We start from the raw sequence: 19289 nt of genomic DNA, 5'->3' as shown, positions 1-19289 counted from the left end.
GGAGTACTCCTAGACGATCAGGGTCCGCAAACGGTGCAGAACCACCGTGAGCATCGCCAGGTCGGTGTGCTCGCCTTCTTCGGGTTGCAACTGCGCTCTGATTTCGTCGAAGAAGCCCTTGACACGGTGCACACGCCGCTTGTTGTGGGCCCGCCAGTCTTCCACGGCAGCTGAGACCTCTTCGTGGGTGTCGTAGGTGAACGCCTCGGCGGTCTGTTCCACGATGACCGAGGCCAAATCTGACAGCCACCCGTAGAGGTCTTCACGGATGGAGACGCGGGCTAGGGCATCCCAGCGGGTCCGGCGGGACAGATCGGTGATCAACTCCAGTAGCTTCTCAGCGTCGAAGTAATCCTGACCGTGGAAGTAGACCCGTGCGATACCGGCAGGATCCTGATCGAACCGGTCGGCAATGCCGGCGATATCCAACAAACTGTAGGATTCGAACAGGGTTGCCACGGTCTCTGCCAATTCGTCGCCGACGCCAGCCTCGCGGAGTTTCGTAGCACGGCTGGTGGCCGCCTGATGCATATCGCCGGTGAGCAACTGCCCGATCTTTGGTTGGACGGCTGCCACGGTGTCCTGGAACCGTTCAATACGGGAGTGCATCGGCTCGGTGGTGAGCTGGTGGTGGATCAGCCAACGCATCAGCCGGTCGGTGAGCCGGCGGACATCTTGCAACATCTGCATCCGCACCCGGTGGTCCAGCGTGGCGGGAAGATCATTGATCTGTTGTTGCAGGGCCGGTAGCTGGTAGATTTCTTCGGCGACGATGAAGGCGCGTACCAGGGTCGACAGGTCCGCGGCGGTTTCTTCCTCGGCCCGGAAGATGACGGTGATGCCGCCGGAATCGATGACGTGGTTGGCTAGGCGGGTGGCGATGATCTGGGCACCCAGCGGGTGTTGCAGGATCGCATTCTCACCGGTTTCTTGTAGCCGTTCGGGGAAATAGCGCACCAGCCACCGGCTGAACCAGGGATCGGTGACGATATCGGTTTCCTGTAGCTGCCGTGCCAGGGTGTTCTTGGCGTACGCCAGCAGGATGGACAGTTCTGGAGTGTAGACCGGTTTGCCGTCCTTCAACCGCTGGTTCAGTGTGGCATGGGAGGGGATTGATTCCAGCTCGCGGTTGAGCCCACCGTGCTCTTCCAACCAGCTCACATACCGGATCAGTGCTGGCATCCAGTTCAGGCTGAGCGATTCTTCCACGCGAAGCAACCGGTTCTGGCTGGCGTTGGTGTCTAGCACCAGGTGCCCGACCTCATCAGTCATCGAGGCCAGCAACTCCTCGCGATCCTCAGCTGTCAAATCCCCGGAGGCGATCATGTTCTCCAGCAGGATCTTGATGTTCACCTCGTGATCGGAGGCATCCACACCCGCGGAGTTGTCTACCGCGTCAGTGTTGACGCGCACGCCGTGGGCGGCAGCTTCCACGCGGCCGGCCTGGGTTGCACCCAGGTTTCCGCCTTCACCGATGATGCGTGCCCGAACCTGGGAACCGTTGATACGGATCACGTCATTGGCACGGTCCCCGACGTCCTCACTGGTTTCGGACTCGGCCTTGATGTAGGTTCCGATACCGCCGTTGTAGAGCAGGTCAACCGGTGCCTGGAGGATATAGTGAATCAACTCCTCTCCGGACGCCGAGGTCACCGATTCCTCCAGGCCCAGGGCTTCACGCATCTGCTCGGTAATCTCAATGGACTTCGACCCGCGGTCGAAGACGCCACCACCGGCGGAAATCAGGTCGCGATCGTAATCAGCCCACGTCGAACGAGGGGTGTCATACAGCCGGCGACGCTCAGTGTAGGACGCCTCGGGGTCCGGGTTGGGGTCAATAAAGATGTGCAGGTGGTTGAACGCTGCGATGAGCTTCAGATGCTGCGATCGTAGCAGTCCGTTACCGAACACGTCACCGGACATATCACCGATTCCGACCACGGTGATCGGGTCGTGATCGGCATCTAGCTCCAGAGCAGCAGCATGGGAGCGTACGGACTCCCAGGCACCACGGGCGGTAATACCCATTTGCTTGTGGTCGTAGCCGACCGACCCGCCGGAGGCAAAGGCATCGGCCAGCCAGAATCCGTATTCCGCCGAAATGGCGTTCGCGGTATCGGAGAAGGATGCGGTGCCCTTATCGGCAGCCACCACCAGATATGGGTCGGTGCCGTCGTGGCGGATCACCCGCTCTGGGGTGATCACCGTGGTCTCTTCGGCGCCTAACTGCTGGTTATCGGTAAGATCCAGCAGACCGCGGATGAAGGTCTGATAGGCATCACGACCGGCTTCGAACCAGGCGTTACGGTTTTGGGACGGATCCGGCAGACCGTGGGCAAAGAACCCGCCCTTGGCGCCAGCCGGGACGATCACGCCGTTTTTGACCTGCTGAGTTTGCACCAGGCCGAGGACTTCGGTACGGAAATCTTCAGCGCGGTCCGACCAGCGCAGACCACCGCGGGCAATCTTGTCGTAGCGCAGGTGGGTACCAGAAACCTGGGGGCTGTGGACCCAGATCTCGAAGGCCGGGCGCGGTTGTGGAGCGAAGTTGATCCGTTGCGGCAGGATCTTAAAGCTCAAGCGAGGGCCACCACGAGCCGCCGAGGAGTTGTGGGGATCCAAGTAGGCATTGGTCCGAACGGTAGCGTCGATCACGGTGATGAAGGCCCGCAAAATACGGTCGGCGTCCAGACTGGCGACATCGTCCAGGGATGCTAAGACCTTGTCCCGGGCCTGCTCGGTGGCCTCCACCCGGGCCTGGCTGGCCTCCCCGTCGCTTTCTTCGCCTTCAGCTTCGGTTGCTTGCGGATCGAACTTGGTAGCGAATAGTTCCACCAGACCGCTGGTTGCCACCGGGTTGTTCAGCAGGGTGGTGGCCACCAACTCGAGCGAGGAGGGGAATGACAGCTGACGCAGGTAGTGGGCGTAGGCGCGCAGGATGGCGACTTGGCCCAGTGGCAGTCCGAGTTCAATACCCAGTCGGTTGAACCCATCGGAAGAGTTGGTGCCGATCAGCGTGGCCGCTGCGGTTTCTTCCAGCAGGCTGGACACCACGGTCAGGTCGAGTTCGTGTTCGGCCTGGACCCCCAAGTCGTAGAGGAAGAACTCGCGTTGATCACTCGGGCTGATCATGAACGGGTATTCGTCAATGACGCGTAGCCCCATATCGCGGAAGACCGGGAGCACATCCGAGAGGTCTTTAGACTCTTTGGAGTAGATCTTCACCCGCGCCTGCGAGCTATCGGAAGCATCCGGGATGGCATAGACCGTGGGTTCGTTATCGTTCAGGGCGGTGAACCGGGAGATGTCCTCCAGTGCGTCTTCGACCTCGTAGCGGACTCGGTATCCGGGAGGGAAGGCCTCGTCCCAGATCTGAGCTGCATCAACGCCGCTCTCTTCGCCGAAGACGGCCACGGCTTCTATATCAATGCCTTCTTTCCACGACCGGATGGCCTGAGCCAAGTCGTGGCGCAATTGGCTCATGTCCAGCGATTCCACGACGCCAGTGTCCTGGTACTGGCTGGCAATTTTGATTCGGAAGGTGACCCGAGCCAATACTGCCTCGCCGAGGAGCACCTGGTATTCAAGGGATTCACCGTGGAGGACATCCATCAAGATGTTCTGGATGCGCTTGCGCACTGAGGTGTTGTAGCGGTCTTTGGGCAAATACACCATAGCCCGGGCGTAGCGTCCGAAGGGATCCTGATGGACATAAACGGCACTACGACGTCGCTGGCCGATATGCAGAACAGATTCCAAGGTTGCCCAAACCTGTTCTGAGCCGGACTGCAAGAGCTCTTCGCGAGGGTAGGTCTCCAGATGGTCCAGTAATTGCTGTTCCGAGTGGGAGTGGGGACCGAATCCTGAAAGCCGCACCACTGCCCGCGCTGTTTCACGAGCGACAGGTAGCTCCTGAACCGGGGTGGTACGAATTTTCGCGGTGAACAAACCAATAAACCGGTTCTCTCCGGTCACCTTACCGTTCTCGTCGTAGGTCTTGATGGCCACGTAGTCCATCGGAACCTGGTTCTGCACCCGCGAGACGGCGTTCGTTTTCGTCACGATCAGCGGATTGGGTACCTGGATCTGTTGCTGACCGGACTGGGTCAGCGGCCGCCTTCCCGTTCCTTGACGTCGCGACAGGATACCGAGGCTGTTGGCACTCTCCCCGGCCAGCACCACGTCGCCATCGGCGGTGTGTTCCAGATCGTAGCGACGGTATCCCTGGAAAATGAATCCGCCCTTGACCATCCATTCCAGCAGTGCTGCCGTCTCATCGACACCACTTGTTGAAGTCGGTGCCTGCTGACGGAGTTGGTCAGCAACCTGTAGCGCCCGGGTCCGCATTTTTTCCTGGTCCCGAGCGACCAGCGAGACGTCTTCCAGACTGTCCGACAACTGTTGCTCCAGCTCTGCAACTTCCTGTTCGTCAACCTTTTCGTAAAGCCGGATGCTCATCCAGGACTCGATACTGACCGTGGTTCCTTTCGGACCCAGCAATGCGTCGGATGCGATGTTTTCGGCTGTTTCACCGCTGAGGCGGGGACCGGTGCTAGGAACCGGGAACACGGACTGCAACTCAGCTGTCTCAGCGTCACGGTGCACGATGAACATTGGGTGGTTGATCAGCTCAATCCCGTGGCCGGAGCCACTGAGCACCGCGGTCACCGAATCCACCAGGAACTGCATATCCTGTTGGACCACGTACACTGTGGTGACGTGTCCCGCATTGTGAATGTCAACGCTGGCCTCGTGCGCGGGACGAGCCATAGCGAGCTCGAGGTGGTGGTCCAGAATCGAGCGGGCATCAGCATCGCCCAGTTTCTCTCGGTCCTCTGCTGAGAGATCATGAAAATAGGCTTGTGCGAGTTCTTCCGTTCCGGTGGACTCCTTTGTCCACAGCGGTTGTGTCCGAGTCATTCAGTCCTCTATCAATAGAACGGGTCTGGTCTTTCACCGGCTCTGACCGGTCGAGAAAGATGGTCACGCCTTTGCAACCATCTTCCACCCTAGAGAGTTCTCTCAGCCGATGAAAGACTCCATGGAAGGCATATCCCGGATGACGAAGATTTCTCAGCTAACGGCGATGACGGGCCCTCCGGAGTTGCCGACGGGTCCGGGGTTGGTCTACATGGTCCTGGTTCTCCTGCTGTCTGCACTGCCCCGCTTCGGGAGCGTGGGAGTCCGAGGCAAACAGTACATGGTGTCTCCCCGCTTCCGGCGAGAACTGCTGTTGCCGATGCTGAGCTTGATGGTGAGTGTGTTGTCGCGAGCGCGAGTCAGGCGGTTGTGGCGACAGCCGACGCGCGAGTTCGTTTACCGCGCGTCGCAACGGCGACTTCGGAGCGACTTCGATCAGTGCCTGCCCCCGCAATAAGGCGGTACGACACTGCTGGGGTTGATCCGGCAAGAAAACCTCCAGCTTCAGCTGCGGCCCAAAACGTTGCCACACCTCGGTGATGCCTCGTTTCGGGTTGAATCCAGAACTGGCCGAACTGACCTGGTTGAGCACTGGAATCACCTCCCCGGAAATCTGCTTTTCGCCGATCTGCTCAATCCCGCCGATCAAGCGCGGTAGCCCAATTGGGTCGGCGGTCCCGACCGCGACGACGGTGTCGGCGGCGTGGATGGCACTCAGCGTGGCTGCATGACGTTGTGGGGCCGGAATGTCGAAGCTGAGCTCCTCATCTTCTTCCAGCCCGAATCCGGCATCGATCACTACCAGGTCCCAGCCGCTTCGGGCCTGGGCAAAGATTGTCTGCAAGGAGCTGGGGCGCAACTCTGCCCACCGGTCCGGTCGTGTCAGGCCGGTTAACACGTCGAGATACTGACCGCCCACACCGACCCTGTGGCAATGCGATCTGAGTTCCTCGACGCTCAGCCGGTGATGCTCAGCCGCTCGCGAGGCCTGAGCAATTCCGGCCGAGTCGTCTAATAACCCCAGCATGGTGGCCACACTGGCGCCGTGGGTGTCGGCATCGATCAGCAGCACGTGTTTGCCCCATGTCGTCAGTTCTACGGCCAGGTTGACCGCAACCGTGCTACGTCCCACGCCACCGTGTGGCCCCCACACGGCGATGACGTTCCCGGCCTGACACCTCGCCCCGTAACCCAGGTCCTCTGGGTGCTCCTGCTGGCCTGGATCCGTCTGGTGCGTTACACCACTGGTGGGATCCGTTTGCAATAAGGCTCGCAATGCGTGGTCGGTGGCATCGCGGGATTCATGAGGTCTCAAGGGTTCGGTATCGCGTGCCCGTGGCAAGGTGGGCTGGAGGTTCTGAATCCATTCGATCAGTTCTTCACCGGTGGTTTCGGCCCTGATGACCTGAATGTCTAAGGCTTGGAGCCGGTGACGCTCGGCGGGCATATCGCAAACCACTCCCCAGCGCAGATGTTCCATCCCCGACTCGGCGAAAGCGTCGGTGGTTTCCAGACCCACCTCGTGATAATCCTCGGCGATCAGTGCCACATCGATCATCCCACTACGGGCCAGGGCAATCAGTTCGGCCACCGATCGGCACCGGTGAGAGACCATCACCTCAGATTGCATTGACTCAATCGCGGCGATGTGATCGAAACGGGCTGAAAAAGTCGTGGCAACACGCACAGCAGTCATCGTGTTCCTACCGTTCGTTACCTGGGCTAGCCGGGACGATGTTGATCTTGGCTGAAGCTGCCTGGGCATCAATGATGGCTGGTAATTGCTCAGGAGTGAGCAAGACATAGACCGTCAGCGTGGAAGAGGCACCTAACCCACTGCGTTGGTCCTCGACAGCGACAACCTCGGCGGACTCAGCGGTGAGCTCGGCGTTGGTATACCCTTGGCGTTGGTCGTCTGGCTGGGACACCCATAAGTCGACTCGGGAGCCAGGTTGCACGGCATCGGGGACATCTTCCGCAGTCCGAATAGCGAACTGCTGGCGATCTTCCGGGTCGTGTTCCGAGACCGTAGCACGGGGTAAGAACTCGCCCTGACGAATCGTGGAGGTTACTGCAAAAGTCTCCGGTAACGGCTCATCGGCCGACCAGTAGTGTCCATCTGCTTCCGACAAATGCGCCTGCACCACGGTAAAATTCTCAGCGGTGATCGGTTCACCGGGTGCTGCGTCAGCCGAGGCGGCCCAGTACCCCTGCCGAGAGTCTGTCGCCTGCACCACAAACACCATGGCGACCACTGATAACACCACCAAGAGGATGCCAATCACCAGTTTGGGGTCTTTGAATCCGGGACGTCGGATCCGCGCTGCGATGGGGCGAGGGTCTGTGGCCATGGGGGTCTTTCTGTGTCTCGTCTCTTTCGATGCTGAGTCATGAGTTGGTGGGAGCAAAGAACCATTGGCATCTACGAGTACGAAAAACGATCATGCCGGTGCCGGCCCCCTGTCCACCGTAGGGATTTATGTGACCGAATGCACTCAATGAGGGAAAAATGTGGACAATTCGCCTCGTCTATGACGCAACGTGTCACAATAGGAGCAACAGAGAGCGATCCTGTTTAGGGTCTTAAACCTCTAAAACGACTTCGCTGGAAAGGACGTGACATGCCACGCTTTCTGACCCTCCCAGATGTCGCTGAAGAGTTGCAGATTTCTGTCGGTGCCGCTCGCAACCTCGTCCAGAGTGGGGAACTCGAGGCATTTCAAATTGGGGGCCGCGGACAATGGCGGGTGGATTCAGAACGTTTTGAAGCGTTCATCCAGCGGTTACACGACGAACAGCACGCCAAGATCGAAGAACAAAAGTCAGCTCACCAGAACTAACTGTCTGAGGCAGTACGTAATTGTCCTCGGCCACTATCGGTCGTCGAGAGCCACAGCAGACGTGGCGATCATTTGTATCTGGTCCACGGGAATCAGCCGTAGTCCCCGCACTGCAGGTCGCCTGCGGAATTCGTCTCGGGCATGTATGGCTACCTCGCAGTAGTCCTGTCCCACCCGATCGACCGTTCCTTCCACATAAATTCTTCCCCACCCGGCCGTGATAGACACCGGCTCTCGTCGACGCGCTAGTTGACGCAACACGCTCGTGAGTCGCGGTCCGCTTCGTAAGGTCGATTCCGGCGGTCGAGCTGTTCGCGTTTCTGCTTCCAGGCCCGCTATGGCGCGTTGCGGTATAACGACTGCACCGGACTGCGTCCGACCACCAATCCAGTCTGGACCAACTGAAGAGACCAACAGCCGCTGATGTTCTCCATCGGCAAATGTCATCTGCACTGTCTCTCCCCGGTGTCCTCTCAACCGGTCCGCAAAAGAGGTTTCCGCCCAGTGACCGCGCGTAAAATCAGCGGCCTCAGCATCACGAACCTGCCGCAGTTCCACGCTCATTTGGTGTTCGAGATCAGCAAAAAATTCGTCCCAGCGCATGGTGCCTCATTATTCCTGCTTACCTCTTTCGTGGCAATCATCACCATTTTCCTTTCAGCACCATTGACCGCGTTTGATGATGTTTGATAATTTTTTGGGTACTTAGACAGTTTTCAAGCCCTAAGGAGAGCCCATGGCAGTGGTGAAAAGCTCATCGTCCTCCGGTCAATCGGGTCTTCGCGCCTCCGATGTTTGCTTGGTGCTGATGAGCGTGATCTCCGGCCCGCTGTTGTGGTGGTTCAGTACTGCGATCAGCCCCACCTCGGCGCAGACCGCATTGTCCACCCTGGAATACCTCATCGCCACAGCATGCTCGGTGATTGGGATCGGCATCTGTGCGCTCTGCGTCATCTATGCTGTGGTGAGTCTTCTTGGAGTCACCCTCTACCGTTGCGGTCACCGCATTCAAGGTGTCGCGACCTTGCAGGTCGTGCCCGTGGCTGGTCGGCGACTCATCGCGACGTTATGTGGGATCAATCTCCTCATCGCCTCGCCGGCCATCGCCGGCGAGACTACCCACGACGGTTTAGCCTTGTCTGATACAAGAGCAATTGAATCTTCTCAACGAGAGCACATTGCCGGCTGGGACGTGAGCGCCCGTGTCTCTCCCGACCGTGAACACACCGGACTGCACACTCCGACTGACGTTGTTCCTGGCTGGATTCCCAATCTCAACTACGACACGTCGGGAGACGACGCTAGCTCCGATGCAGTCCCTGATGTCCCCGGCAAAACCGTCATCGTCGGTACCGGTGAGTGTTTGTGGGATATCGCCCATGAAGAGCTCGGGGCAGATGCGACCATACATGAAATTGATCTCCGTTGGCGCCAGTGGTGGTCCCACAACCAAGATGTGCTCGGATCCGACCCCCACACTGTTAGTCCAGGAACGGTTTTGTCCTCCCCACCTTTTCACTCCTAAACCCGTTTTGTCCGCCCACGATCTGTTCTTCCCACCGCCTATCCTTATGAGGAGATAACCCCATCATGACGCTCCCCTCCGTCTCTGCGACTGCTGGCCCTCAGTCCGTCCAACAGCGCGCACTCCCCCGACAGTCCAATTCTCCGGTCAGTAAACCAGCTTCAGTCTCCGTCAGTCCCGTCCCGTCAGCGCTGACGGGATTTCACGACGAGAAACTAGCGGCGTGGACCAACACCCGCTCTCCGCTCATTCACTTCAAACCCGGTACGGTGTCCACCCCGGCCATTAGCACACCAGACCAAACTCCTGCAGACACGGAGCCTGTTTCGCACCGGACTCCCGCTCAGTTGCCCGACGCCACTCCCCAGGACGATCCGGTCGCCAACCGCCAACGGCAGATAGCCCAACGGGCCCTGGCAGAACAGCGTCGAGCCACCGAACGCCACCTGCAAACCATGACCCGAGTGCTCGGCCAAGCTTGTGTGGAGATTGAATATGGGTTGCGAAGCTACCACCAACTTCAAGGGTGGATGTCGCTGGAGATGATCGAGAAGATGAGGTTTCGGGCCCAACTCGCCCAGCAGGGTCGACCCCAGGAATCGGACGGTCAAAAACCGATGAATGTTCGGGTACACCGAATGCGACTACAGCGAACCCCTTCGCAGTGCTACGAATCCAGTGCCACCATTATTGTTGGCAACCGATTGCGGGCGATGGCACTTCGTTTTGAGAAGCACCGCGACAGGTGGAAAGTGTGTGATTTCGAGTTGGGGTAACCCTCACCTGGGTAACAGACACCGTTGCCCAAACCTAGCTACTCATCCCAAATGCGCCAGTGCCGAAACTTCTCACATGCTGAGGCCCGCAACCCTACCGGATCGCGGGCCTCAGCCAAGCCGTCAGAGGCGACACATGTTATTTTTTCTGGGCGCGGGCTTTCTTCGCGGCCTTCTTTTTCTCTCGTTCGGCAGCTTTGCGCTCCGCTCGAGATTGCGTCCTCTCACTACCGTCGTCTGTGCGACGAACCTCGGTTTTCGCAGTCCCGGTTCCTTCTGAGGACGGGGCCGTGTACTGCAACTTGCCGGGCTGTGTGTCAGTGTCCAGACCTTTAATTTTCAGCTGTGGCGCCATGGTCACCTCACGAGAATCGGTGACGCCTGGAAGGCTAGCCTTCTGTGGCTGGGTTTTGACGTCGAGAGTGAACAGATTGTGGACCGATTCCTGGCGAATTGCCTGCATCATGGCTTCAAACATCGTGTAGCCCTCACGCTGGTATTCGACCAGAGGATCACGTTGGGCCATGGCGCGCAACCCAATACCTTCTTTAAGGTAGTCCATCTCGTAGAGGTGCTCTTGCCATTTTCGCCCGATGGAATTGAGCACCACCTTGCGCTCTAGTTCACGCATATTATCGGAGCCGATCTCTTCTTCGCGGTCCTGATACAGCACTTTTGCATCGGAGACAAACTCACGCTTCAAATCCGCAGGCTTCGCCCGGTGCAATTCACCGAGCTGTTCCTCGAGTTCTTCGGGGGTCAACTCGACCGGATAGATCAAGCGCAGATCTTCCCACAACGTCTCTGGGGACCATTCGGAACTTCGTTCCCCGGCCGTGGCTTCATCAACGGCATCGCTAATGGAGTCCTCGATGAAGTGCTCGACCTTTTCGGCCAGATCTTGGCCTTCCAAAATCTGACGACGGTCAGCGTAGATGGCCTCACGCTGACGGTTCATCACGTCGTCGTATTTAAGGACATTCTTGCGCTGTTCGGTGTTGCGCGATTCCACGTTGGACTGCGCATTCTGAATCGCCTTCGTCACCAGACCGGATTCCAGGGCAAACTGGTCGTCATCACCGGTGCGTTGCAGAATCTTCCGCGCCATACCCGGGTTGAACAGTCGCATCAGATCATCGGTCAGGGACAAGTAGAACCGAGACTCGCCGGGGTCCCCTTGACGTCCGGAACGACCTCGTAGCTGGTTATCAATCCGTCGGGATTCGTGGCGTTCAGTTCCCAGCACATATAAGCCACCGGCCTCCACAACTTCTTCGCGCTCCGCCTGGGTCTTCACCTTTTGCTCAGCAAAGACTTCGTCCCAGATTTGCTCGTATTCTTCAGCATTTTCTTCGGGGTCGAGCCCGCGTGCCTGCATCTCCGCGACCGCATTAAATTCGGCGTTACCACCGAGCATGATGTCGGTACCACGTCCGGCCATGTTCGTTGCCACCGTCACCGCACCTTTACGACCGGCTTGAGCAACAATGGCAGCTTCTCGCGCATTGTTTTTCGCGTTAAGCACTTCGTGACGTACGCCTTTTTTGGCCAACAGCTTCGACAAATATTCAGATTTTTCAACCGAGGTGGTCCCGACCAAAACCGGCTGACCAGATTTATGACGGGCCTCGATATCATCCACGACAGCATTAAACTTCGCCTTCTCGCTGGCGTAGACAATGTCTTTTTTATCGATGCGCTGAACATCTTTATTTGTCGGAATCGGGACAACGCCGAGTTTATAGGTGCTCATAAACTCTGCAGCTTCAGTCTCAGCCGTACCGGTCATCCCCGACAGCTTGTCGTAGAGGCGGAAATAGTTCTGCAACGTCACCGTGGCCAAAGTCTGGTTCTCAGCCTTGATCTTCACACCTTCTTTGGCCTCAATCGCCTGGTGAACTCCCTCGGAGTAACGGCGTCCTGCCAACACGCGTCCGGTATGCTCATCGACGATTTGAACCTCGCCTTTGAGAACCACATAGTCCTTATCGCGGGTAAAGAGTTCCTTGGCTTTCAGCGCGTTATTCAGGTACTGAATCAGCGGGGTGTTGGCCGATTCGTACAGGTTGTCGATTCCGAGCCAGTCTTCGACCTTATCGATACCTTCTTCGGAGATCGAAACGGTCCTCTTTTTCTCGTCCACTTCGTAGTCAGTATTGCGCTTCAGCCGCGGAGCCAATTTGGCGAATTGTAAATACCACTTCGAGGCGTCGCCCTGAGCCGGTCCGGAGATAATCAACGGAGTACGTGCCTCGTCGATGAGGATTGAGTCGACTTCGTCGACGATGGCGAAGTTGTGTCCGCGTTGCACCAAATCGTCGAGCGACCAGGCCATATTGTCGCGCAGATAGTCGAACCCAAATTCGTTGTTAGTCCCGTAGGTGATGTCAGCTGCATACTGTTTTGCCCGTTGCGCAGGACGCTGGTTGGACAGAATGACGCCGGTTTCCATCCCAAGGAACCGGAAAACCCGTCCCATCAAGTCTGATTGGTACTCGGCCAGGTAGTCGTTAACCGTCACCACGTGGACGCCTTGACCACTCAACGCGTTCAGGTAGCTGGGAGCTGTGGCGACTAGAGTTTTACCTTCACCGGTTTTCATCTCAGCGATGTTTCCCAGGTGCAAGGCAGCAGCACCCATGAGTTGCACGTCAAAGTGGCGAAGTCCCAAGGTACGGGACGATGCTTCACGCACCGTGGCAAATGCTTCGGGTAAAAGTGCATCCAGCGATGTACCGTCTTCGATTTCAGCACGGAAGCGATCGGTTTCTGCCCGAAGTTCGGCATCAGACATGTCCCGATAGTCATCTTCGAGCTGGTTGACAGCATCGGTATAGGCCCTCAACCGTTTGAGAACTTTCTTCTCACCGGTCTTGAGGATCTTCTCGATGAAAGAGACCACAGTGTTGACTCCAAATTCACAAATCGTCTCAGACCCTCAACGACGAAGTCGTCACAGGTCCAGGAACAAAGCATTCAACCAGACTAGTCTACGTGGTTTAACCTGGAAGAATCCTTAGTATGGGCTTTGTCCATGAGTGACCAAGATCTACAGTTCAGGGATGAAAAAGTGGCCTTGTTGCGTGTGCAACAAGGCCACTTCGAGGTCTATCACAGACCCTCAGTGGGCCAAGACGTTTAAGCGCTAGCTTGCTGATCTCGGTAAGCCCGGATTTGTTCGTCGGAACCTTCAGGTTCAGTGTCTTCACCCAGGCTGATCACGCCGTAGGACCAGCCACGTCGCCGGTAGGCCACAGAGGGACGTCCCGACTCTGCATCAATGAACAAGTAGAAGTCGTGGCCCAGTAGCTCCATGTTGTCCACGGCATCGTCGAGCGACATGCTTTCTGGCGGAAAAACCTTCTGACGGATGGTCACCGGTGCCTCACCGTTTTCTGCCAGGTGCCGTTCCTGTTCTTCACGCTCAGCTTCCTCGCGCTGGGCTTCTAGCACCTGTTCCACCAACGACACAGAGTTGTCCACGGGCACCGAATCGGCGGTGATTTCGCGGACCGAAACACGTTTGCGGTGAGACTTGCGCCGTTCCCGTAGCCGGCGCAGTCGTTCCTGAATCTTATGGAATACCTTATCGAAGGCCACCATTTGGTCGTCGTCGGAAGCTTCAGCACGCACTACGTTTTTGGGGCTATGTACGGTTAGTTCCACGGTCATCGACCCGGAGGCGCCGGTGTGAGATGGCTGAGCACCGAGCTTGATTTCGACCCGTTGGGCTTCTTGAAGTAGGGACTCGATTTTCTCGAGGCGTTCTTCAACATAATCGCGGAACGATTCCTTAATGGAAGCGCCGCGGGCTACATAGGAGATGTCGATGGCCATAATGTCCTCCTTAGCTAAAACAAGCACGGTGGTAAGAGAAGTTTAACCTCCCTTCACCACCGTGCTCTGTTGGTAATGCCGAGTCTACCCATTGATTGCCAGCTGTTCACGTTGCCATCTCCGGTTTAGCTCAAATCGTCGTGCGAATGTTTCTCAACCGTAGCGATCACCGCTGCTGCGAGCACCTCCCATCCCGCGGCTTCCAGAACTCGTGTGGCCCCGGCCAGCGTCGCCCCGGTGGTGAGCACATCATCAACGATCATCACCGGATACCCGGTGAGTTGTTGCGCAATTCCGCGTCTGACCCAGAATTTTCGTTCTGCCGCGGTGACTCGTTGGGCCGCGGTGCGACCAGCGTGCGATGTGCGGGCGTTTAATCTCCAACGATGTCGTAAAAACTGTCGCTGGCGTATGATGCCGGGCACGGGCGCTCTGGTCACCAGTGTGTCAAGCGGGTCGAAACCCCGACGGCGCCAACTAGCCGCAGAGCTCGGGATCGGCACCGCCACGACCGGCAGCTGCGTTGCGCTGGTGCCATATTGTTGTGCCACAGCGTCCCACACCAGGTCCCGGGCTACCAGCATCGACCTAGCCAGTGCGGGTGCAAGAAGCCGATGCAACCCGGTCCGGGAGTGGTCTTTGAACGCCAGGATCATGCGGGCTAACTCACGGGTGTATTGTCCTGTTGCCACCACCGGCAAGGGGCGGTCGGTGCCGGGTATAAAGGGAAGGGATGGTGCCCAGGACTCAGCACGTTCCGGATGAAGGAGTTGTGGCATCACGGTCTGCCGACAGTGGTGACAGAGGTGCTCGGCGGTGGCGTCGCGGCGCTGACAGACGACGCAGATGCGAGGCATGAGGATTCCGGCCAATTCACGGCCTGCAGTGCTCACCCAGCGCGCGCCAGGGTGTTCGCGAAGTCGATCAAGACGGCCTGCCCATCGCGTCAGACGAGGCCTCGGCGCCGGTGGCCTGGGTGGTTCGTGCCTGAAAGATCTCATCTTCCCAGTCTCGCGCTTTGCTGGTTGCAACCCCAGCTACACTCAGAGACTGTGGAGAATGTTAGCCGGGGTAGGACAAGTCGTCGGCGTTATCCTCTTGGGCACGCCAATTGGTCCCGACGCGGATATACACCTCGTCGTCGGTTTCGGCGTACACCGTGGCGTTGCCGGCCCCGGTCGAAAAGCCACGCATACCGAGCATGGGTTTAAAGGTCACGCTGGTGCCAGCCAATCCAATCATTTCCAGCTCGACGCGTTCGCTACTGGAGACCTCGCCGATCAGGACCTCGTTCATGGAGTACCACTGCACCCGGTTGGCCGGGGCTGCGGTTTCAACCACGAGTGGTTCCACCAAACCCAACGGCTTACCCGAATCATCGCGGACGATACCGGAAATAAAGAGTTGCTGGGAGTTGTCCCGCTCTAAAATCATCGCGATCCGAGATCCTTCAGGAGAAACCCGTACGGCTTTAATCTCCCCATCCATCAACCACGGGACACTGATTTCCTGAACCTGTTCGCCGTCGAATTCGCTGGCGAGCAATGTCTGTTCGCCACCTGAGACAGCGGCTTCGGCGTTCTCTGACTCCCCAGCATCCTCGGAATGCTCATCTTCAACGCTGGAGACAGTCCAGGCCCATCCCCTGTTGTCAAGTGAAGGAGCCAACAGATCGGTTCCAGACGCCAGTTCCTGAACCGCCGACCCGTTGGTGGCCCCAACCATCTGGGTGGAGTCCTCATTCAAGAACACAAAGCGGTTGCCTTCCACGTTCATCGTCGGCTCGTGGGGCCCCAGACTACTGACGTCTGCAACGCCAGGGATCTCGGTGATGTTGGAGCCCTGGTAATAGACCAGTTGGTTGGTGTCATGGTTGATGGCAATTTGACGAGCTCCAACGGAATACGTCGTGGGGGTCTCCCGGAACTGCGGATCAGGCTCTCCTGTATCCACATCTTCCAGCCCCACGGTAAGTTTCACATCCGAAATCCGTGGCCGGGTGCCCAAGGTCATCTGCAATTGATGCTCAATGCGTTGACGCTGTAGGGCGCTGGTGCCCGCCAGCGAATCGGCCTTCACATCGATCGAGGCTGTGCCGGAACTGATCGGTACCGATGGGCGAGCAAGTTCGACCTGCTCCATTGGGTTGGCCACAGCACCCTCCAGATAGCTGGCTGGACCGGTAATCAAGGCCTCGACGATGGCCGTGGCTTGACCGGGACGGTCAAGGAACCACCGGGTATCCGGCACGGCATTGTGGTAGTCGAAGTCGTAGAAGTACAGAGTTTGGGAGACAAACAGTGCCGAGAACTGTGCGCTGTCTAAGGCAATGCCGTCGGGTAGCTCAGAAATCCGCCACTGGCCGTCGACCTCAGTCAGCTTGATTTCCAGGGCTTCAGTCGTCTCCGATGGGAGCGGGGACATCACCCCCTGTGCATCCACCGCCGAATCAACCTCAAGCTGCACCGTGTAGGTATCGGTGTCTTCAGTCGAGACCACCGCCGGAGATCCTTGATACACCAAGGTACGGGCCAGCGGGTCCCATTGCTCAGCCGCCGAGTCTGTCAGGTAGCTCCGCGCCACAGCGAAGTCATCTTGAACCCCGGTCGCTGCCACAATGAACCCATTAATGATGGACTCGGGTGAGGCATCCTCGGCCGGTCCGGCAGGGTTAAAGGTGTGGGTGACCGATTCCCCTGTCGTACCCAAGTCTTCAGATTCTCCGACCGGACCAGACTGCGGCAATCGGGAACACCCAGCCAGCACCAGCGCACACGCCACCAGCACGACCAGTGCTCTGAGTGTTCTAGTCATCAAGCCCCCTCCGAGATCGTGGCACCAAGGCTTGCTCATTCACCCGGTCTGGCATTTCGTGGCCGTTCGCAGGTTCGTCTGGGCCGGGGCCGATTTCGGAAGCGCTACGACGCTCCGAGCACTCATATTCGGGAGGCAGTTGCAGCGGGTAGGGCTTGACGAGTTCTCCACCAACCTGGCGGGGTAAGACAAGACGGAAGGCAGCGCCGCGGTGGGGTTCGCCCCAAACATCGAGTTCGCCGTGGTGCAAGCGCGTATCTTCCACGGCAATGGCCAGGCCCAGACCGGAGCCTCCGGTGGTGCGTGTCCGGGCCGGGTCAGCACGCCAGAACCGGTCGAAAACACGCTCGAGTTCATCTTCGCTCAAGCCCAGCCCGTGGTCACGCACCACGATCGCAATCTCTGTCTTATTTCCGGCCACGATGACATCGACCGGTTTCGATTCGCCGTGTTCAATGGCGTTATTGATGAGATTGCGCAGAATGCGTTCGATGCGACGGGAATCGACTTCTGCGGTGAATTGGTCCCCTTGGGGCACAATGGATAGTTCGGTCTGGTTATTATCGGCCAGTGGCTGGGCAGTCAGTAGTACGTCGGCGACCAAATGCAACAGGTCGGTGGACTCACTGGCCACCTGGGCTGCCCCGGCATCGAACCGCGAGATCTCCAAAAGATCAGCGAGCAACGCTTGGAAGCGCTCCACTTGGTGATAGAGCAACTCGGTGGAGCGACGATTAACAGCATCGAAATCATCACGTGAGTCATAGAGCACTTCTGCTGCCATCCGCACCGTGGTCAGCGGTGTCCGTAACTCGTGAGACACATCGGAGACGAACCGCTGTTGAATCTGAGACAGATGCGCCAGCTGGGTGATCTGGTCCTGAATACTGTCGGCCATCGAGTTGAACGACCGAGACAACGTCGCGACTTCATCTTCCCGGTTGACATTCATGCGCACCGAGAGGTCACCCGACGACAACCACTGGGCGGTTTCGGCCGCCTGCTGGATGGGGCGTACCACCGAGCGGGTCGTCACCACGGCAATCACGACATTGAGCAAGATCAAAATCGCACCGGCAATGAGGAGCACGCTCATCACGTAATCCAGCGTGCCTTGTACTTCAGAGATGTCGTAAATGAAATACAACGCATAGTAGTTACCCGGCGGCAACACGACCTGAGTACCGAAGGCCAGCCCCGGATCTGTTGCCCCGCCGGTGTCAGAGGGAATGGCCACCGACTGCCAGTAGATCCCATCGCCTTGTTCGACTTGGCTCGCCAAGTCATCGGTGATGATGTCTTCACTCACGCCGGCTGAGGACATCGAGCCAACGAATTGGTTCTCGTCATCATCGAGGGGAACCAACACGAAATCGCGGGCAATGGCCCCCGAGGTATTGCCACTTAACGCTGCCAGGGTGTCGTTGACCAAAGAGGCCGTGGATTCTTCGTCAGCGGTTGCCGCGGAGTCAAAGACTTCTCGTGCTTGGCTCAGCCCGTGATTAGCCTCGGCCTGCACTTGATTAAACCGGGACTGGAACAGACCCGTGGTCACCTGATGAGTCAAGAACAGCGCCAGGATCAGCACGGCAATCACCGAGAGCAAAGCGGTAATCATCACCGTGCGTAGCTGCAACGAGGACTGCCAACGTCGCCAAAAAGTTTTGAACGGCCGAGAAAGGAAGCGATTCTTGCGCGGTTTTTCTGCCCGCTGGGCCTCAGGCGCTGCCGGTCGGGCGGTGTTTGCTTCGGAGGTCGTTTCTTCTGACTCGACGGACAAGGCTGCGCTCAAATCTGGCCGGCTTTATAGCCCACGCCACGAACAGTGAGAACAACTTCGGGATTATCTGGATCCTTTTCGACCTTGGAGCGCAAGCGTTGCACGTGGACGTTGACCAACCGGGCATCGCCTTGATGCCGGTATCCCCAGATTTCCTCCAACAACGTTTCGCGGGTCAGCACTTGCCCGGGACGACGGGCTAACGCGGCCAAAAGATCGAATTCCAGCGGTGTCAGCGAAATGCGTTCACCGTTGCGGGAAACCTCATGACCAGAAATATCAATTGTCAGATCGCCAATAGTGAGGCTCTCCTGAGCACGGTGGTCGGTTTCGCGCAACCGGGCACGGACACGGGCCACCAACTCGGCGGGCTTAAAGGGCTTGGGCACATAGTCGTCGGCTCCAGCTTCTAGCCCACGAACCACGTCGGCGGTCTCAGATTTAGCGGTCAACATCACCACCGGCACGTCTGATTCCATGCGGATCTCGCGCAGAATGTCAATGCCGTCCTTGCCGGGAAGCATCAGGTCCAACAGCACCAGCTCCGGGCGGATCTGACGAAACATCTCGTTAGCTTGGTTGCCATCAGCGCAGAAATACGGTTCAAACCCGTCGTTGCGCAAAACAATACCAATCATTTCGGCTAGGGCTTCGTCATCATCGACGACCAAAATCTTGGGTGTAGCCACCGCTTCCCTCCCGGCTCGGACTATATGATCCCAGACCACCAGCATAACCGAGCCGGCCAATTTCGCCGCGGCGTGTTGCATGCGCGCGCCCCGCAACTCACCCTGTTT

13 protein-coding genes are annotated in these 19289 nt (G+C 58.0%); 4 read left to right on the top strand and 9 right to left on the bottom strand.

Annotated elements, in window-relative coordinates:
• Positions 1–9: 9 nt before the first annotated feature.
• The 3 genes from DCC25_RS00690 to DCC25_RS00680 all read right to left on the bottom strand — a co-directional run bounded on the left by DCC25_RS00690 (position 10) and on the right by DCC25_RS00680 (position 7271).
• Entirely contained in the window at positions 10–4920 is a 4911-nt protein-coding gene (locus DCC25_RS00690; RefSeq protein WP_110100259.1) for an NAD-glutamate dehydrogenase, read from the bottom strand.
• 157 nt (positions 4921–5077) lie between these two features.
• A complete protein-coding gene (locus DCC25_RS00685; RefSeq protein WP_158524694.1) occupies positions 5078–6616 on the bottom strand; it encodes a P-loop NTPase in 1539 nt (512 codons plus the stop codon).
• 7 nt (positions 6617–6623) lie between these two features.
• Positions 6624–7271, bottom strand: a complete 648-nt coding sequence (locus DCC25_RS00680; RefSeq protein ID WP_110100257.1) for a hypothetical protein — start codon at positions 7269–7271, stop codon at positions 6624–6626.
• 270 nt (positions 7272–7541) lie between these two features.
• Between DCC25_RS00680 and DCC25_RS00675 the strand changes: the two genes are divergently transcribed.
• From DCC25_RS00675 to DCC25_RS00660, 4 genes are all read left to right on the top strand, one after another.
• Entirely contained in the window at positions 7542–7760 is a 219-nt protein-coding gene (locus DCC25_RS00675) for a helix-turn-helix domain-containing protein (RefSeq protein ID WP_110098608.1), read from the top strand.
• Between the two features lie 504 nt (positions 7761–8264).
• Positions 8265–8450, top strand: a complete 186-nt coding sequence (locus DCC25_RS00670; protein ID WP_110098607.1) for a hypothetical protein — start codon at positions 8265–8267, stop codon at positions 8448–8450.
• A 46-nt stretch (positions 8451–8496) separates the two neighbouring features.
• Complete coding sequence (locus DCC25_RS00665) at positions 8497–9285, top strand: LysM peptidoglycan-binding domain-containing protein (RefSeq protein ID WP_110100255.1); 789 nt, start codon at positions 8497–8499, stop codon at positions 9283–9285.
• A 65-nt stretch (positions 9286–9350) separates the two neighbouring features.
• Entirely contained in the window at positions 9351–10061 is a 711-nt protein-coding gene (locus tag DCC25_RS00660; RefSeq protein ID WP_110098605.1) for an Rv3235 family protein, read from the top strand.
• Between the two features lie 139 nt (positions 10062–10200).
• On the opposite strand, the gene secA is transcribed toward DCC25_RS00660, so the two are convergent.
• The 6 genes from secA to mtrA all read right to left on the bottom strand — a co-directional run bounded on the left by secA (position 10201) and on the right by mtrA (position 19181).
• On the bottom strand, positions 10201–12963 hold the full coding sequence (gene secA, locus DCC25_RS00655; RefSeq protein WP_110100254.1) for a preprotein translocase subunit SecA: 2763 nt from the start codon (positions 12961–12963) through the stop codon (positions 10201–10203).
• Positions 12964–13199: 236 nt separating this feature from the next.
• On the bottom strand, positions 13200–13898 hold the full coding sequence (gene hpf, locus DCC25_RS00650; RefSeq protein ID WP_110100253.1) for a ribosome hibernation-promoting factor, HPF/YfiA family: 699 nt from the start codon (positions 13896–13898) through the stop codon (positions 13200–13202).
• 125 nt (positions 13899–14023) lie between these two features.
• Entirely contained in the window at positions 14024–14791 is a 768-nt protein-coding gene (locus DCC25_RS00645; RefSeq protein WP_158524590.1) for a ComF family protein, read from the bottom strand.
• A gap of 169 nt (positions 14792–14960) precedes the next feature.
• Entirely contained in the window at positions 14961–16712 is a 1752-nt protein-coding gene (locus DCC25_RS00640) for an LpqB family beta-propeller domain-containing protein (RefSeq protein WP_158524693.1), read from the bottom strand.
• Complete coding sequence (gene mtrB, locus DCC25_RS00635; protein ID WP_233487810.1) at positions 16705–18504, bottom strand: MtrAB system histidine kinase MtrB; 1800 nt, start codon at positions 18502–18504, stop codon at positions 16705–16707. Before mtrB ends, DCC25_RS00640 begins: the two co-directional genes overlap by 8 nt.
• Positions 18501–19181 carry an MtrAB system response regulator MtrA gene (gene mtrA, locus DCC25_RS00630; RefSeq protein WP_255410730.1) on the bottom strand — a complete coding sequence of 227 codons (681 nt, stop codon included), beginning with the start codon at positions 19179–19181 and terminating at the stop codon, positions 18501–18503. The genes mtrB and mtrA overlap by 4 nt, the downstream gene beginning before the upstream one ends.
• Positions 19182–19289: the final 108 nt, after the last annotated feature.

This window comes from Auritidibacter sp. NML120636, assembly GCF_003185945.1.
GTDB classification, from domain to species: Bacteria; Actinomycetota; Actinomycetes; order Actinomycetales; family Micrococcaceae; genus Auritidibacter; species Auritidibacter ignavus.
Note: the sequence above shows the minus strand (reverse complement) of the source record. Positions and strands in the feature narration are given on the sequence as shown.

What these genes read in the sequence shown, in the direction of transcription:
- DCC25_RS00690 (WP_110100259.1), bottom strand. Translation starts at nt 4,920, where the DNA reads ATGACTCGGACACAACCGCTGTGGACAAAGGAGTCCACCGGAACGGAA.
- DCC25_RS00685 (WP_158524694.1), bottom strand. Translation starts at nt 6,616, where the DNA reads ATGACTGCTGTGCGTGTTGCCACGACTTTTTCAGCCCGTTTCGATCAC.
- DCC25_RS00680 (WP_110100257.1), bottom strand. Translation starts at nt 7,271, where the DNA reads ATGGCCACAGACCCTCGCCCCATCGCAGCGCGGATCCGACGTCCCGGA.
- DCC25_RS00675 (WP_110098608.1), top strand. Translation starts at nt 7,542, where the DNA reads ATGCCACGCTTTCTGACCCTCCCAGATGTCGCTGAAGAGTTGCAGATT.
- DCC25_RS00665 (WP_110100255.1), top strand. Translation starts at nt 8,497, where the DNA reads ATGGCAGTGGTGAAAAGCTCATCGTCCTCCGGTCAATCGGGTCTTCGC.
- DCC25_RS00660 (WP_110098605.1), top strand. Translation starts at nt 9,351, where the DNA reads ATGACGCTCCCCTCCGTCTCTGCGACTGCTGGCCCTCAGTCCGTCCAA.
- hpf (WP_110100253.1), bottom strand. Translation starts at nt 13,898, where the DNA reads ATGGCCATCGACATCTCCTATGTAGCCCGCGGCGCTTCCATTAAGGAA.
- DCC25_RS00640 (WP_158524693.1), bottom strand. Translation starts at nt 16,712, where the DNA reads ATGACTAGAACACTCAGAGCACTGGTCGTGCTGGTGGCGTGTGCGCTG.